The sequence below is a fragment of the Enterobacter ludwigii genome (genome assembly GCA_023023105.1).
GTDB lineage: Bacteria > Pseudomonadota > Gammaproteobacteria > Enterobacterales > Enterobacteriaceae > Enterobacter > Enterobacter adelaidei.
The window spans coordinates 299521-315344 of record CP083824.1 but is presented as its reverse complement, the minus strand read 5'-3'; the positions used below and the strand labels follow the sequence as shown (position 1 = coordinate 315344).

The following is a 15824-nucleotide window of genomic DNA, read 5'->3' as shown; positions in this document are numbered from 1 at the left end:
TAACTAGAGTGGCAGCGCGTTTCGCTGCCGCCTGAAGTATGACGGGTAACAACAGAAATTTTGCGCGCTTTCTGTTATCCTTGCGCCGCAATTGCATTATTAACCAGAGGCTTTACATCGTTTATGTCCGGCTGGCCACGAATTTACTACAAATTACTTAATTTACCATTAAGCATCCTGGTAAAAAGCAAGTCTATCCCAGCAGAACCCGCGCTGGAATTGGGGCTCGATACGTCGCGCCCCATTATGTACGTTTTGCCTTATAACTCGAAGGCAGACTTACTGACGCTTCGCGCCCAGTGCCTGGCGCATGACTTACCTGACCCGCTTGAACCGCTAGAAGTTGACGGTACTCTGCTGCCGCGCTACGTGTTCATTCACGGTGGACCGCGCGTGTTTACCTATTACACGCCAAAAGAAGAGTCCATCAAGCTGTTCCATGACTATCTCGACCTGCACCGCAGCAATCCTGATCTGGATGTGCAGATGGTGCCAGTATCGGTGATGTTTGGTCGTCGCCCGGGTCGTGAAAAAGGTGAAGAGAATCCACCGCTGCGCATGCTTAACGGCATCCAGAAGTTCTTCGCGGTCTCCTGGCTGGGACGCGACAGCTTTGTGCGTTTCTCCCCTTCCGTTTCGCTGCGTCGAATGGCGGACGAGCATGGCACCGATAAGATCATCGCGCAAAAACTGGCGCGCGTAGCGCGTATGCACTTCGCCCGTCAGCGCCTCGCTGCCGTTGGGCCGCGTCTCCCGGCGCGTCAGGATCTGTTCAACAAGCTGTTGGCCTCCAAAGCGATTGCCCGTGCCGTCGAAGACGAAGCACGCAGCAAGAAGATTTCACATGAGAAAGCCCAGCAGAACGCCATTGCACTGATGGAAGAGATTGCAGCGAACTTCTCTTACGAGATGATTCGTCTGTCCGATCGTATTCTCAGCTTTACCTGGAACCGTCTCTATCAGGGCATCAACGTCCATAACGCCGAGCGTGTACGCCAACTGGCGCATGATGGCCATGAAATTGTCTATGTCCCCTGCCACCGCAGCCACATGGACTACCTGCTTCTCTCCTATGTGCTTTATCACCAGGGGCTGGTACCGCCGCATATCGCGGCCGGTATTAACCTGAATTTCTGGCCAGCTGGCCCGATTTTCCGTCGACTGGGCGCCTTCTTTATTCGCCGTACCTTCAAGGGCAATAAGCTCTACTCCACGGTGTTCCGCGAGTATCTGGGTGAGTTGTTCAGCCGCGGATATTCCGTTGAGTACTTCGTGGAAGGTGGTCGCTCCCGTACCGGCCGTCTGCTCGATCCGAAGACCGGCACGCTGTCCATGACCATTCAGGCCATGCTGCGCGGAGGAACTCGTCCAATCACGCTGGTGCCAATCTATATCGGCTATGAGCATGTGATGGAGGTGGGGACTTACGCTAAAGAGCTGCGTGGCGCGACTAAAGAGAAAGAGAGCCTGCCGCAAATGCTGCGCGGTTTGAGCAAGCTACGTAATCTCGGACAGGGCTACGTGAACTTTGGCGAGCCGATGCCGCTGATGACGTATCTGAACCATCACGTTCCGGAGTGGCGCGAGTCTATCGACCCTATCGAAGCGGTTCGTCCGGCCTGGCTGACGCCAACGGTCAACGGCATCGCGTCTGAACTGATGGTGCGCATTAACAATGCTGGTGCGGCTAACGCTATGAACCTGTGTTGTACGGCGCTTCTGGCGTCTCGCCAGCGTTCACTGACTCGCGAACAGCTGACAGAGCAGCTCGATTGTTATCTCGATATGATGCGCAACGTCCCGTACTCGGTTGACTCGACGGTACCTTCTGCGAGCGCCAGTGAGCTTATCGATCACGCTTTGCAGATGAACAAGTTCGAAGTCGAAAAGGACACGATCGGCGACATCATCATTCTGCCGCGCGAGCAGGCCGTGCTGATGACGTACTATCGCAACAATATCGCCCATATGCTGATGCTGCCGTCACTCATGGCAGCTATCATCACCCAGCATCGTCGCATTTCACGCCAGGAGCTATTGCGTCACGTTGACACGCTCTACCCGATGCTGAAAGCGGAGCTGTTCCTGCGCTGGAGCAAGGATGAACTGGCTGGCGAGCTGGATAAACTGACGGAAGAACTGCGTCGTCAGGGGCTGATCACTGTTGTGAACGACGAGCTGCATATCAATCCGTCACGTTCCCGTACCCTGCAACTGCTGGCGGCCGGTGCGCGTGAAACGCTGCAGCGTTATGCCATTACATTCTGGTTGCTCAGTGCGAACCCGTCTATCAACCGTGGAACGCTGGAGAAAGAGAGCCGGACGCTGGCACAGCGCCTGTCCGTTCTGCACGGTATTAACGCTCCTGAATTCTTCGACAAAGCGGTCTTCAGTTCACTGGTTCTGACGCTGCGTGATGAAGGCTTTATCAGTGATACGGGCGATGCCGAACCGGAAGAGACGCTGAAGGTCTACCAGATGCTGGCTGAACTGATTACATCTGATGTGCGTCTGACGATTGAGAGTTCAACGCAGGGCGAGTGATAATAAAAAGCCGGGCGGAGTTTTCACTCTTCCCGGCCTGTCTTTCGCAGAATGATTAAGGCCCGGTAAGCGCTAACGCTACCGGGCCTTATTTTTAGCCTTGGCAAATCACCGCATTTAACTCAGCAGCGTAAAGGCAATCATCCCGACAATTGCGCCTGTCGTACCGAGGATGGTTTCCATCAGCGTCCAGGTTTTCAGCGTCTGCGCTTCGGTGGCACCGGTAAATTTACCGAACAGCCAGAAACCTGCGTCATTCACGTGAGAAACCACGATAGACCCACCTGCAATACAGATAGACAGCGCAGCCATTTGCGCGCCTGAGTAATGCAGCTGTTCAATCACCGGCATCACCAGACCCACTGCGGTTAAACACGCGACGGTCGCAGAACCCTGAATGATACGCACCGCAGCCGCCAGCACGAAGCAGGTCACGGCTATCGGCAAGCCCATTCCGGTCAGCGCTTCACCCAGAGCGGGACCCACGCCGGAATCCACCAGTACCTGCTTGAACACCCCACCCGCACCGATCACCAGCAGAATAATGCCAGCCGGTTGCAGCGCTGCGCCGCAAATCTCCATGACCCGGTCTTTCGGCATCCCCTGGCGCATCGCCAGGCCATAAATCGCCACCAGACACGCCACCAGGATCGCCGTGAACGGATGGCCAATAAACTCAAACCATTCGTACGCGCTGGAACCTACCGGCACAAAGCGCGCGGCAATGGTTTTCAGCCCAACGAGCACCAACGGGAGCAGGATCAGTGACAGACTGAAGCCGAAGGATGGCATTTTACCTTCGCCGAGGTGCGGCTCGGTGATGTCATCCGGAATGTGCAGTTCAACGTAACGGCTGATGAAGTTGCCCCACAGCGGACCGGCAATAATCATCCCCGGGATCGCCGCACACAGACCAATCAGGATCATCCAGCCGAAATCAGCGTGCATCTGAGATGCCAGCAGCATCGGCGCTGGCCCGGGCAGCAGGAACGCCGCTGCCGCTGCCACGCCCGCAAACAGTGGGATAACCAGCTTCACGAGGTTAGTCCCGGTGTGGCGCGCCATAGAGAACGCCACGCTAATCAGCAACACAACCGCCACTTCAAAGAACAGCGGCAGGGCACAAATCAGACCGGCCAGACCAATCGCATAATGCGCACGGTTATGTCCGAAGGATTTCAGCATCTTGACGGCTATCTGATCAACAGCGCCTGTCTCATGTAAAATCTTGCCAAACATCGCCCCAAGCGCGACGACAATCGCCAGGAAGCCCAGCGTACCGCCCATCCCTTTTTCCATGGTCGCTGCGATTTTGTCGAGCGGCATCCCGGAAAAGAGACCTGCACCAATAGAAACCACCATCAAAGCAACGAAAGCGTGCATACGCGCCTTCATCACTAAAAACAGCAGCAGCAACACGGAACCCACTGCTGTCAAAACAAGCGTTAATGTACTCAAAACTTACTGCCTTTTATTAATGACCTCGATGGTGCTGGCAACAACACCTTCCAGTGACTGATCGATATCAACCACTAAGACATCTTTCTCATCTTCACCCGGTTCCTGCAGCGCTTCGAACTGCGTCACCAGCATCTGAGTCTTGAAGAAGTGACCTTTGCGCGCCTTCAGACGGCTTTCAATCACCTCAAAATCCCCTTTCAGGTAGATGAAAGAGAGGTTCGGGTTGCCGTCACGCAGCAGGTCACGGTAGGTTTTTTTCAGCGCGGAGCAAACGATAAGGGAAACTTTGTTGGTGCGCTGCATCGCGAACGCGGCGTCATTCAGCGCCTGCAACCACGGTTTGCGGTCGTCGTCGTTCAGCGGCTCGCCGGAGGCCATTTTCATGATGTTGCTGCGCGGATGGAGGAAGTCACCATCAAGAAACGCAGCCTGGAGTTGATGCGCCACTTCGCTGGCCACGGCTGATTTCCCGCTACCGGAAACGCCCATCAGGACGTAGACGTGGTGATCATGATTAGTCGTGCTCAAAGGGTGTCCCTCAGTCAATTGTTACGGGTAACAGTTATCGGTAACATTGTCCTGCCGGGGCAAAAGCGAAGCAATATCCAAACGTGCGAGAAGTGAATAAGTGTGAGCTAGCTCAAATTTGTCAGCTCAAATAGATCCACCCGGTGACAAGGTGAAACCTAAATCTAACATTTTAGGGGTAACCGTCTCGCCACGAATGCGCGCCAGCAGGCGTTCTGCGCCAATACGCCCCATACGTTCACGCGGTGTCAGGACGCTCGCCAGACGAGGCTCCATGACCTGGCCGATATCGTGGCCGTGGAAACCGGCAATCGCCATATCACGCGGGATGGAAAGTCCCAGACGCTGACATTCGAACGCTGCACCGACAGCAAGGTCATCGTTGGTACAGAAAATACCGTCCAGTTGCGGATACTCGCGCCGCGCCTGACGCATCAGCTCAATACCCGACGTATAGGAAGAGGACTGCTCCACCATCACGCTGTACGGGATTAAGTTCGCGTCGAGCATCGCCTGCTCGTATCCCTTCTGCTTGATGATAGTACGTTCATCAAGACGCGCTCCCAGATAGGCAATGTGACGATGACCGCGCGCGATAATCGCCGCCGTCATCTGACGTGCCGCTTCGAAGTTATCAAAACCCACGGCGATATCGAGGCATGGGGACTGGCTGTCCATCAGCTCCACCACCGGAATGCCCGCCACTTCGATCATCTTCAGCGTGCGCGGCGTGTGGGTACGTTCCGTTAAGATAAGGCCGTCGATGTTCCAGGAAAGCATGGACTCAAGACGTTCCTCTTCCAGCTCCGGCTTGTACCCGTAGTGCGCAAGCATGGTCTGATAACCAAACGCATCGGTCACACTTTCAATTCCGCGCAGCACTTCGGCGAAAACCTGGTTGGTTAAAGAGGGAAGCAGGACGCCCACCGCACGACTGGTCGCATTGGAGAGAATATCGGGTGCGCGGTTAGGGATATAACCCAGTTCATCAAGAGCCGCGGCAATCTTGCCACGCAGCGCCACGGAAACCTGCTCCGGGTTACGTAAAAAGCGGCTGACCGTCATTTTGGTCACACCAACGCGGTCAGCGACATCCTGAAGTACGGGGCGTTTCTTTTTCATCGTCCTGAGAAATCTTGAAGTGAGAGATTTGCTCAGTTTATCACGGACAAAGCCCAACCTTCCCCTGTCAGAGGGAAGGTTGGGCATTTATTTATGATTTATTACACCGGAGGCAGGTCAAACAGCAGAATTTCACTCTCGCTGTCAGCGTGTACGGAGATCGCCTGCTCGTCCCAGATGGCCAGGCCATCAGCCGTTGTTGCTTTAGTACCGTTGATGGTGACTTCACCTTTCACCACCTGGATCCAGATGCGGCGGTTAGCAGCAATCTGATGAACAGACTGTTCGTCTTTCGCCAGCGCCCAACGATACAGTTCCATATCCTGATGCACTTTCAGGGAGCCTTCTCGCGCATCCGGGGACAGCACCAGCTGTTTACCCTGTTTAGCGTCGAAGCGGCGCTGCTCATAGCGTGGCGTGATGCCGGTTTCTTCTGGAATAATCCAGATTTGATACAGGTGCAGTTTTTCCGTTTTGCTCGGGTTGTACTCAGAGTGACGAACCCCGGTACCCGCGCTCATAATCTGGAATTCGCCCGCAGGAACCTGCTCTTTGTTGCCCATGCTGTCCTGGTGTTCAACCGCGCCTTCCAGCACATAGGTCAGAATTTCCATGTCTTTGTGCGGGTGAGTGCCGAAGCCCTGTCCTGCATCAATCACGTCGTCGTTAATCACGCGCAGTGCGGAGAAGCCCATGAAGTTCGGGTCGTAGTAGTCGGCAAACGAGAATGAATGCCATGAGTCCAGCCAGCCATGATTCGCGTGACCACGTTCGTTTGCTTTGCGTAAGTAGATCATTGTTTTCACCCTCAGTTCGTTTCGATGGAGTAAGTGTGGACGCAAACGGCCTGGGATCATAGAGGGTGAAAATTGACTCCTCTGTTCAAAAATTATGAACAAGCGCAGAGGAGCCATTTTTGCTTATTTCGCGAGGGTTACCGTGGCAGGAGAAGCCTGTTCAAAGGCCCGTTCAAGGATTTCAAGGTTAGTCAGAACGTCAGATTCCTTGACGTAATTCGCCGCACCGCTATGGATAGTCGCAAACAGTGCATCGTACACGCGGCCATAATCACCCACCTCGGGCTTCAGCTCTTCTCTGGCCGTCGTGCCATCCGCCTTCACATATTCCAGCACGCCAACCGAATCATCCGCCGCAAAGCCCGGTTCACCCGGCATGATATTGGCCTTCAGGCTGGTCTCCTGCTGGTCAATACCGTATTTGATAAACGAGCCTTTCGTACCGTGAACGATAAATTTCGGATAGTCGATTTTCACCAGATGGCTGGTTTTGACAATGGCTTTCAGGTCGCCGTAGAACAGCTGCGCTTCAAACGTGTCGTCCGGGTTGGCTTTGTTACGCAGGCTGCGGATGTCATATGCCACGTAGTCCGGGCGACCAAACAGGGAGATGACCTGATCCATGGTGTGTACACCCAGCCCATAGAATGCGCCATCCTGAGGCAGACCAGGTTGGGTTTCTGCCACCGGGCGATAGTAGTCAAAATGACTTTCAATCTCGACGATGTCACCGAGCTTACCGCTCTCAATCGCTTTTTTCGCCGTCAGGAAACAGCTGTCAAAGCGACGGTTTTGATATGGCGTAACGGTCAGCCCTTTACTTTTCGCCAGTGCGAACAACGCCTTCGCTTCGGCGATGGTCGGCGTAAACGGTTTTTCCACCAGCACGTTTTTGCCTGCTTCCAGGGCGCGTTTCGCGTAGTCAAAATGGCTGTCAGCATGAGTACAGACAACGACCAGTTTCACCTGCGGATCGTTAAGGATTTCGTCCAGATCGCTGGTGAAATGGATGTGGGAATACTGCGGAGACTGCTCCTCTGGCTTCGCGCGGCGGCGGTAGATATGGGCCACATGCCAGGAATCTTTACGATGAAGGACATACGGAAGGTGATAGCGGGTCGTACTTTTACCAAATCCAATAAATGCGCAATGTAGTGTCATGGCTCAGTCCTTTTGGAAGGTTACTGAGATCTACCATAACAAAAAAAAAGCCAGCTAAAAGCTGGCTAAAGTAATACTGGAAGCAATGTGAGCAATGTCGTGCTTTCAGGTTCCCGTAGCGGTCTTCCTGAATGCAGGACAATAATAATCATTCTCATTCGCAGTTGTCCAATACTTTTTGCAAAAAATAGCGGTTGACTCAAATTTTAAAGTCACTGATGTTAAAGAGGACATTAACCCACAGAGGACGAAGGAATGAGTGAGATAGTGATACGCCACGCTGAACCGAAAGATTATGACGCTATTCGTCAGATTCACGCCCAGCCGGAGGTGTACCACAACACGCTACAAGTCCCTCATCCTTCTATGGAAATGTGGCAGTTGCGGCTAAGCGATCAGCCTGGGATTAAGCAGTTAGTTGCCTGCATTGATGATATCGTCGTCGGGCATCTCACGATTGATGTCGCACAGCGGCCGCGCCGCAGCCACGTCGCTGATTTCGGTATTTGTGTAGGGGCGCAGTGGCACAACCGCGGCGTTGCCAGCGCGCTGCTTCGCACCATGATTGATATGTGCGACAACTGGCTGCGGGTTGATCGTATTGAGCTGACGGTGTTTGTCGACAACGAACCGGCCATTGCGGTCTACAAGAAGCACGGATTCGAAATTGAAGGCACCGGCAAACGTTACGGACTGCGCAACGGCGAGTATGTCGATGCGTATTATATGGCGAGAATGAAGTAGTTTGTTGCCCTCACCCTGTGGGAGAGGGAATGAAAAACGTAGGCCGGGTAAGGCGAAACCGCCACCCGGCAATATAATCAATACCCCGCCGTTAAATCATCCACCGAACGCGGGTCCGATGCCCCAAACAGTGCGCCATCCGGCCCGACCATAATGCTCTGGGTGCTCCCCATCGCCTCTTTCACCGCCACCTTCTGTCCGCGCTGCTCCAGCAGTTTGATCGTATCCGGGCTAAAGCCCTTCTCGACACGCAGCTCATCCGGCAGCCACTGATGGTGGAAACGCGGGGCATTGGTCGCTTCGGCAACGTTCATCCCAAAGTCGATACTGTTCACGACCATTTGCAGCACAGTCGTGATAATGCGGCTGCCGCCCGGGCTACCGGTCACCAGCCAGATTTTACCGTCTTTCACCACGATGGTAGGCGACATGGAAGACAATGGACGCTTCTTCGGCCCCACCGCATTCGCATCACCACCGACCAGCCCGTAGACGTTCGGCACACCCGGTTTGGCAGAGAAATCATCCATCTCGTTATTCAGCAGAATGCCGCTATTGCCCGCCACAATCCCGGTGCCGAAGGTGGTATTCAGCGTATAGGTCACCGCCACCGCGTTACCGTCTTTATCCACCACCGAGAAATGGGTGGTCTGGTTGCTTTCGTACGGTGCCAGCTTGCCCGGGCGGATCTCACTCGACGGCTTAGCCTTGTTGATGTCGATCTGTTCAGCAATCGATTTGGCATAAGCCTTATTGGTCAGCGCCTGCCACGGCACCTTCACGAAGTCCGGATCGCCGAGATATTCCGAACGGTCAGCGTAGGCATGCTTTTCCGCCTCGGCCATCACCTGCATGGCATCGGCACTGCCGAAGCCGAATTTGTGCATATCGAAGTTTTCAAGAATGTTGAGGATCTGCACGATGTGAATGCCACCAGAGGACGGCGGTGGCATGGAGAAGACTTCGTAGCCGCGATAGGTTCCACTGATCGGCGCACGCTCCACCGCCTTGTATTCTGCCAGATCCGCTTTGGTGATGAGCCCGCCGTTCTTTTGCATCTCTTCAGCAATCTGGTCTGCAATCGCGCCTTTGTAGAAGGCGTCCGGGCCGTGCTCCGCAATCAGCTCCAGGCTTTTGGCAAGGTTCTTCTGCACCAGCTTATCGCCCTTCTTCAGCGGCTCACCGTCTTTCCAGAAGATCGCCTTGCTGTTTTCATGGTTCGGAATGACTTCACTACCGTAGGTTTTGAGATCGTCGGCCAGGGCGTCATTCACAATAAAGCCATCCCGCGCCAGCTTGATGGCAGGCTGCACGACTTTGTTCAGCGGCAGAGTGCCGTATTTTTCCAGCGCCAGAGAGAAGCCCGCCACGGTGCCCGGCGTGCCGGACGCGAGATGCGAGGTCAGCGATTTTTTGCTGTCCGGATTGCCCTGATCGTCAAGGAACATATCGCGGGAAGCCTTGCCGGGAGCCATTTCACGGAAGTCGATAGCCGTGGTTTTCCCGTCTTTGGTGCGCAGCATCATAAACCCCCCGCCCCCCAGGTTACCCGCCTGCGGATGCGTCACCGCCAGCGCGTACCCGACGGCAACAGCCGCATCCACCGCGTTACCGCCCTGCTTGAGAATGTCGACGCCCACGCGGGTCGCCAGTGCATCCACGGATGCCACCATCCCGTGGGTTGCCCTCACGGGATGAAAGACATCTTCCTCCACGCCGTAAGAGACTGGCGGTGCCGCTGGCGGGTTGGCCGCCACGCTAAATGTGCCGCCTGCCATCAGCGCGGCGATCGCTACCCAGCGTAAAAATGTTGGTTTCATCATTATTGTTCTCCAGGTGAAGGGATCCATATTCCCCGCTTAAGCCTGGTTCACAACTCCTAAAAAATCATCGTCATGGTGAAATCAGGGTAAACTTAAGAGAGGCCTCAAAAGGAGGAAATGACAATGAAACGCTTACTGATTCTTACCGCGCTGTTACCGTTTACCGCGCTCGCACAGCCACTGAATACCATGAACAATCCGAACCAGCAGGGTTATGTCATTCCGAGCCAGCAGCGTATGCAGACGGAGATGATGAGCCAACAGCAGCAGCAAAAAGGGATGCTTAACCAGCAGTTGAAAACGCAGACCCAGATGCAGCAGCAAAGCCTGCAAAATCAGATGAACGCCAACACTCAGCGCGTGCAGCAGGGCCAGGTACGGGAACAGCCGCTGCCCAACCATAACGGTGGCATGTTAGGCAACGGAACAATGCAGAGCAGCGGACAGCAGCATATGCTGCCGCCGCAGTCGAATGGCAGTATGCTTAATCCGCAGAACTAAAGTCCGGGCCGATGACGTCAATCGCATCGGTACAGATGCTGTCCACGCCCCAGCGCAGCAGTTCGGCTGCACGCTGGGGTTTATTGACGGTGTAGACCAGAATATGCAGACCCGCGTCTTTCAGCATCTTCACGCGCGCCTCATCCAGCAACTTGTGATTGAGATGGATAGAGACACACGCTAAACGGATAGTCAGCTCGCGCCAGTCTTCGCGCCACTCATCCAGCAATAGCCCGCGCGGCAGTTCCGGCACGGCCGCCTGCGCCGCCTCCAGGGCGTCAATTTCAAACGAGGAGAGCAACGGCGCGGTCATTCCTTCCCACAACTCACGCGCGGCCAGCGCGATGACCTTGCCCGTTAGCGGCCCGGTGCCGGTTGTCGGTTTGATTTCAATATTGGCCATCATCCCGTGCTGACGGCAGCGGTCCGCCACTTCCGCCAGCAGCGGCAGCGGCTCGCCTTTGAATTCACCGCTGTACCAGCTTCCGGCATCCACTTTCAGCAGATCGCGCCACGGCAATTCACCCGCCACACCCCAGCCGTTGCTGGTGCGTTCGAGGTTATCGTCATGCAGCAGGAAAATTTCGCCGTCTTTCGACAGCTTGGCGTCGAATTCGATCATCGTGTGGCCGTAACGCGCGCCAACATCAATTGCCGCCAGGGTGTTTTCCGGCGCCAGTTTACCGCCGCCACGGTGGGCGACAATATGGGGATAAGGCCAGTTGCTCATACTCGTTGTCCTGTTTCACCGTCAAATAAGTGCAGGTGATTTTCCGGCAGATGCAGCCATAGCGTGCTGCCGGCTTTAGGGCGTTCCTGATGTGCCAGACGCACCACCATTTTTTGCTCGCCCCAACGTCCGTGCGCCAGGTTATCAGCCCCCAGCATCTCCAGCGTATCCATCACCAGCGGTACGCCGCCTTCCGCCTGAGAGGTTAAACCAATATGCTCCGGGCGGATACCGAGCGTCATTTTACGCCCGGCGTAGCCACGATAGTACCAGTTGATTGGCAATGCCATCCCGCTTTCCAGCTCAAAATGGGTTCCAGCACTGCTGATACGCCCTTCCAGCAGGTTCATTGCCGGGCTGCCGATAAAGCTCGCCACAAAGCGGGTGGCCGGTTTTTCATACACTTCAACCGGGGTGCCGATCTGCTCAGCTATCCCCTTGTTCATCACCATCACGCGCTGGGCGAGCGTCATCGCTTCGACCTGATCGTGGGTCACGTACAAAGAGGTGGTTTTCAGGCGGCGATGCAGCTGCTGTAGCTCCAGGCGCATCTGCACGCGCAGCTTGGCGTCGAGGTTGGAAAGCGGTTCATCAAACAGGAACACCGCCGGGTCACGCACAATCGCGCGCCCCATCGCCACACGCTGACGCTGACCGCCGGAAAGCTCACGCGGTCGGCGCTTCAGCAGGCCATCCAGCTCCAGAATGCGGGCCGCTTCTCTCACGCGCTCCTCGATATGCCCTTTGCCCATTCCGCGGATTTTCAGCCCCCAGGCCATGTTCTCTTCCACACTCATGTGCGGATAGAGCGCGTAGTTCTGGAACACCATCGCGATGCCTCTGTCTTTCGGCTCCATTTCGGTGACGCGCTGACGGTCAATCCAGATATCCCCGGAGGTCACGCGCTCAAGCCCCGCCACCATGCGCAACAAGGTTGATTTACCGCAGCCGGACGGCCCGACCATCACGATAAATTCGCCGTCCGCCACGTCGAGCGTTAACGGCTGAATAACCTGGGTTTTGCCATCCCAGCTTTTAGTAACTGCCTGAAGTTTTAAACCTGCCATCTTATTTCTCGCTATCGACCAGGCCACGGACAAATGCACGTTGCATGGCTAAAACAATGACTACGGGTGGGATAAGGGTGAGCAGCATCGCCGCCATCACCTGGTTCCAGAGGGTGGTACCTTCACCAGTGGCGATCATGCCTTTGATGCCTGCCACGGCAGTGCCGAGGTTGACGTCCTGAATAATCAGCAGTGGCCACAGGTACTGGTTCCAGCCATAGATAAAGGTGATCACAAACAGCGCCGCGAGGTTGGTTTTCGACAGCGGCAGCACGATGTCGCGGAAGAAGCGCATCGGTGAAGCGCCGTCGATACGCGCGGCTTCAATCAGCTCGTCCGGCAGGGTCATAAAGAACTGGCGGAACAGGAAGGTGGCGGTCGCCGAGGCCATCAGCGGCAGGGTTAAGCCCGCATAGCTGTCGAGCATCTTCAGGTTGGCGATGACCTCCACCGTCGGGAAGATACGCACCTCCACCGGCAACATCAGCGTAATAAAGATCATCCAGAAGAACAGGTTACGCAGCGGAAAGCGGAACCAGACGATGGCAAAGGCCGAGAGCATCGACACTGTAATTTTGCCCACCGTGATACCGAACGCCATGATGAAACTGTTGAGCATCATCAACCAGAACGGTGCGCTGTTAACACCCACGCCCTGCGTCCAGATGGTCGACATATTCTCGAAAAGATGACCGCCCGGGATCAGCGTCATCGGCGTATCAAACACCGCCTTGGTGTCCAGCGTGGCGGCGACAAAGGCCACGTACAACGGGAACAGGATGACAATAATCCCTAAAATCAGCATGGTATGGCTGAAAATCGTCAGCCCGCGACGGTTCTCAATCATTGGTAGCGCACCTTACTTTCGACATAACGGAACTGCACCACCGTGAGGATGATGACAAGGAACATCAGCACGACGGACTGCGCGGCAGAGGCCGAGAGATCCAGGCCAGCAAAACCTTCGCGGTAGATCTTATAGATAAGCGTCGTTGTCGCCTGCACCGGGCCGCCTGCGGTCGCTGCGTCGATCACCGGGAAGGTATCGAAGAAGGCGTACACGAGGTTAACCACCAGCAGGAAGAAACTCACCGGGGCGATCAGCGGCAGCGACAGCCTGAAGAAACGACGAATAGGCCCTGCGCCGTCAATTGCCGCAGCTTCCACCAGCGAGCGCGGAATGGACTGCAGCGCGGCAAAGAAGAACAGGAAGTTGTAGCTGATCTGCTTCCACACCGAGGCGAATACCACCAGGAACATCGCCTGGCCGCTGTTCTGCGCGTGGTTCCAGTCGTAGCCGAACTCTGCCAGGAAGTGGGTAATCAGCCCGCGGCCAGGGTTAAACAGGAAGATCCACAGCACGGCAGCGACGGCGGGCGCTACGGCGTAAGGCAGCAGCATCAGCGTTTGATACAGACGGCTGCCGCGCACCACGTAATCCACCAGCGCGGCGAAAAACAGCGAGGCAACAAGGCCGCTGACGGTGACCAGCGCGCTGAACTTCATCGTCGTCCAGAAGGAGTCCAGGTAGTAGCTGTCATGGAACAGCGCGGTGAAGTTGTCCAGGCCAACAAACTGGCTGGAAAGCCCGAACGGATCGACGCTTTGCACCGAATACCACAGCGCTTCGCCCGCAGGCCAGATAAAGAAGATAACGGTGATGACCAGCTGTGGCGCGACCAGCAGATAGGGCAGCCAGCGGGACCGGAACACCGGACGGGATGATGACATTGAGATTTGGTTCCTGAACAATGCCGGGTGGCGGCTGCGCCTTACCCGGCCTACAAATATTTCTCCCTCTCCCCGTGGGAGAGGGTTGGGGTGAGGGCATCAGCCCGCACGATCCCCGTAGGCCCGGTAAGCGCAGCGCCACCGGGCGAATCACGGATTACGATTTGGTCGACTGCTCAAAGCGGCGCAGCAGCTGATTTCCGCGCTCTACCGCAGAGTCCAGCGCCTGCTGTGGCGTTTTCTTCCCGGTCCACACGCTTTCCAGTTCTTCATCGACGATGGTGCGGATCTGCGGCATATTGCCCAGACGCAGACCTTTGGTGTACGGCAACGGCGGCTTGTTCAGCATCTGGCGCGTCGCGATGTCCGCGCCCGGGTTCTTGCTGTAGAAACCCTGCTCGCGGGTCAGGTCATAGGCGGCTTTGGTGATTGGCAGGTAACCGGTTTTCTGGTGCCATTCGGCGGCATTTTCTGGTTTTGCCAGGAAATCCAGGAACTCAGCCACGCCTTTGTAGGTGCCCTTGTCTTTGCCCTGCATCACCCACAGGCTTGCCCCGCCGATGATGGCGTTCTGCGGCGCGCCTTTCACGTCAGCGTCGTAAGGCATCATGCCCACGCCGTAGTTGAATTTGGCGTAATGACGGATGTCTGCCAGCGAGCCGGAAGAAGCGGTAGTAATAGCGCAATCGCCGTTGTAGAACTTCTCGGTGGATTCGTCTTTACGGCCGTAGTAGCTGAAATCGCCCTTCTTGTTGAGTTCTTCCAGGAGCGCAATGTGTTTCACCTGCTCTGGCTTATTGAACTCCAGGACCGCGTCAGTGCCGTCGAAACCGTTGTTTTTGGTCGCCACCGGCAGGCCATGCCAGGCGCTGAAGTTTTCAATCTGGATCCAGCCCTGCCAGCCGCTCGCATAACCGCACTTCATCCCTGCCGCTTTCAGCTTCGCGGTGTACTCGGCCAGATCCTGCCAGGTTTTTGGCGGCTGCTCTGGATCTAAACCGGCTTTTTTGAAGGCGTCTTTGTTGTAGTACAGCACAGGGGTGGAGCTGTTAAACGGCTGGGACAGCAGGTGGCCAGTTTTGGAATCGGTGTAGTAACCGGAAACGGTCGGTACGAACTGGGATTCGTCGAAGTTGATACCCGCGTCTTTAAAGACTTCGTACACCGGTTTGATGGCTTTAGAGGCCATCATGGTGGCGGTACCCACTTCATAAACCTGTAACAGCGCAGGCGCGTTGCCGGTACGGAAAGCAGCAATACCTGCGCTCAGGCTCTGCTCGTAGTTACCTTTATACACCGGCACAATTTTGTAATCCGGATGGGTGTCGTTGAAACGCTGCGCCAGGGAGTCAACTTCTTTACCCAACTCCCCTTCCATGGAATGCCAGAACGGAATGGTGGTGACAGCCATTGCGTTCGTCGCAAAAGCCAGACCAATTGCCAGACCCAAAGCTGTGTGTCGTAACGATGTCATTGTCATCTCTCTTATTGTGCCGGATGCGCGATATCACGCGTTTTATGCTCGCGAGGTAACATGACATGCTCGAATGACAGAAAAATAACTGTTTGTTTACAGATAAGTGACAGCCAGGCGTCAGGGGGATGATGGTTGTGT

General features: G+C 55.5%; 14 protein-coding genes. 3 read left to right on the top strand and 11 right to left on the bottom strand.

Annotation, left to right across the window (positions count from 1 at the left end; genetic code table 11):
• Positions 1 to 123: 123 nt before the first annotated feature.
• Entirely contained in the window at positions 124 to 2544 is a 2421-nt protein-coding gene (gene plsB, locus LCD46_01430) for a glycerol-3-phosphate 1-O-acyltransferase PlsB (protein UOY71040.1), read from the top strand.
• A gap of 117 nt (positions 2545 to 2661) precedes the next feature.
• On the opposite strand, the gene gntU is transcribed toward plsB, so the two are convergent.
• The 5 genes from gntU to LCD46_01405 form a co-directional block, all read right to left on the bottom strand.
• On the bottom strand, positions 2662 to 4002 hold the full coding sequence (gntU, locus tag LCD46_01425; GenBank protein UOY71039.1) for a gluconate transporter: 1341 nt from the start codon (positions 4000 to 4002) through the stop codon (positions 2662 to 2664).
• Positions 4003 to 4005: 3 nt separating this feature from the next.
• Complete coding sequence (gntK, locus tag LCD46_01420) at positions 4006 to 4533, bottom strand: gluconokinase (protein ID UOY71038.1); 528 nt, start codon at positions 4531 to 4533, stop codon at positions 4006 to 4008.
• A 126-nt stretch (positions 4534 to 4659) separates the two neighbouring features.
• Positions 4660 to 5655, bottom strand: a complete 996-nt coding sequence (gntR, locus tag LCD46_01415; protein UOY71037.1) for a gluconate operon transcriptional repressor GntR — start codon at positions 5653 to 5655, stop codon at positions 4660 to 4662.
• A 101-nt stretch (positions 5656 to 5756) separates the two neighbouring features.
• Entirely contained in the window at positions 5757 to 6452 is a 696-nt protein-coding gene (locus tag LCD46_01410; GenBank protein UOY71036.1) for a pirin family protein, read from the bottom strand.
• A 123-nt stretch (positions 6453 to 6575) separates the two neighbouring features.
• Positions 6576 to 7613 (bottom strand): oxidoreductase, encoded by a 1038-nt coding sequence (locus tag LCD46_01405; protein UOY71035.1) that lies wholly within the window; start codon positions 7611 to 7613, stop codon positions 6576 to 6578.
• A 255-nt stretch (positions 7614 to 7868) separates the two neighbouring features.
• Between LCD46_01405 and yhhY the strand changes: the two genes are divergently transcribed.
• Complete coding sequence (yhhY, locus tag LCD46_01400; GenBank protein UOY71034.1) at positions 7869 to 8357, top strand: N-acetyltransferase; 489 nt, start codon at positions 7869 to 7871, stop codon at positions 8355 to 8357.
• A 77-nt stretch (positions 8358 to 8434) separates the two neighbouring features.
• Here yhhY and ggt read toward each other — a convergent pair whose 3' ends face one another.
• Entirely contained in the window at positions 8435 to 10180 is a 1746-nt protein-coding gene (ggt, locus tag LCD46_01395) for a gamma-glutamyltransferase (protein ID UOY71033.1), read from the bottom strand.
• Between the two features lie 123 nt (positions 10181 to 10303).
• On the opposite strand from ggt, the gene LCD46_01390 reads away from it, so the two are divergent.
• Positions 10304 to 10681 carry a DUF2756 family protein gene (locus tag LCD46_01390; protein ID UOY71032.1) on the top strand — a complete coding sequence of 126 codons (378 nt, stop codon included), beginning with the start codon at positions 10304 to 10306 and terminating at the stop codon, positions 10679 to 10681.
• On the opposite strand, the gene ugpQ is transcribed toward LCD46_01390, so the two are convergent.
• The 5 genes from ugpQ to ugpB form a co-directional block, all read right to left on the bottom strand.
• Positions 10665 to 11411, bottom strand: a complete 747-nt coding sequence (ugpQ, locus tag LCD46_01385) for a glycerophosphodiester phosphodiesterase (protein ID UOY71031.1) — start codon at positions 11409 to 11411, stop codon at positions 10665 to 10667. The two genes, LCD46_01390 and ugpQ, sit on opposite strands and share 17 nt — an antisense overlap.
• Positions 11408 to 12478: a sn-glycerol-3-phosphate import ATP-binding protein UgpC gene (locus LCD46_01380; GenBank protein ID UOY71030.1), complete on the bottom strand. Its 1071-nt coding sequence runs from the start codon at positions 12476 to 12478 to the stop codon at positions 11408 to 11410. The genes ugpQ and LCD46_01380 overlap by 4 nt, the downstream gene beginning before the upstream one ends.
• 1 nt (position 12479) lies before the next feature.
• Complete coding sequence (ugpE, locus tag LCD46_01375; GenBank protein UOY71029.1) at positions 12480 to 13325, bottom strand: sn-glycerol-3-phosphate ABC transporter permease UgpE; 846 nt, start codon at positions 13323 to 13325, stop codon at positions 12480 to 12482.
• Positions 13322 to 14209, bottom strand: a complete 888-nt coding sequence (gene ugpA / locus LCD46_01370) for a sn-glycerol-3-phosphate ABC transporter permease UgpA (protein ID UOY71028.1) — start codon at positions 14207 to 14209, stop codon at positions 13322 to 13324. Before ugpA ends, ugpE begins: the two co-directional genes overlap by 4 nt.
• 157 nt (positions 14210 to 14366) lie before the next feature.
• Positions 14367 to 15683, bottom strand: a complete 1317-nt coding sequence (gene ugpB, locus LCD46_01365; GenBank protein UOY71027.1) for a sn-glycerol-3-phosphate ABC transporter substrate-binding protein UgpB — start codon at positions 15681 to 15683, stop codon at positions 14367 to 14369.
• Between the last annotated feature and the right edge of the window lie 141 nt (positions 15684 to 15824).

Coding starts and splice junctions, on each gene's coding strand:
- plsB (UOY71040.1), top strand. CDS start 124: ATGTCCGGCTGGCCACGAATTTACTACAAATTACTTAATTTACCATTA.
- gntR (UOY71037.1), bottom strand. CDS start 5,655: ATGAAAAAGAAACGCCCCGTACTTCAGGATGTCGCTGACCGCGTTGGT.
- LCD46_01410 (UOY71036.1), bottom strand. CDS start 6,452: ATGATCTACTTACGCAAAGCAAACGAACGTGGTCACGCGAATCATGGC.
- LCD46_01405 (UOY71035.1), bottom strand. CDS start 7,613: ATGACACTACATTGCGCATTTATTGGATTTGGTAAAAGTACGACCCGC.
- yhhY (UOY71034.1), top strand. CDS start 7,869: ATGAGTGAGATAGTGATACGCCACGCTGAACCGAAAGATTATGACGCT.
- ggt (UOY71033.1), bottom strand. CDS start 10,180: ATGATGAAACCAACATTTTTACGCTGGGTAGCGATCGCCGCGCTGATG.
- LCD46_01390 (UOY71032.1), top strand. CDS start 10,304: ATGAAACGCTTACTGATTCTTACCGCGCTGTTACCGTTTACCGCGCTC.
- ugpQ (UOY71031.1), bottom strand. CDS start 11,411: ATGAGCAACTGGCCTTATCCCCATATTGTCGCCCACCGTGGCGGCGGT.
- LCD46_01380 (UOY71030.1), bottom strand. CDS start 12,478: ATGGCAGGTTTAAAACTTCAGGCAGTTACTAAAAGCTGGGATGGCAAA.
- ugpE (UOY71029.1), bottom strand. CDS start 13,325: ATGATTGAGAACCGTCGCGGGCTGACGATTTTCAGCCATACCATGCTG.
- ugpA (UOY71028.1), bottom strand. CDS start 14,209: ATGTCATCATCCCGTCCGGTGTTCCGGTCCCGCTGGCTGCCCTATCTG.
- ugpB (UOY71027.1), bottom strand. CDS start 15,683: ATGACATCGTTACGACACACAGCTTTGGGTCTGGCAATTGGTCTGGCT.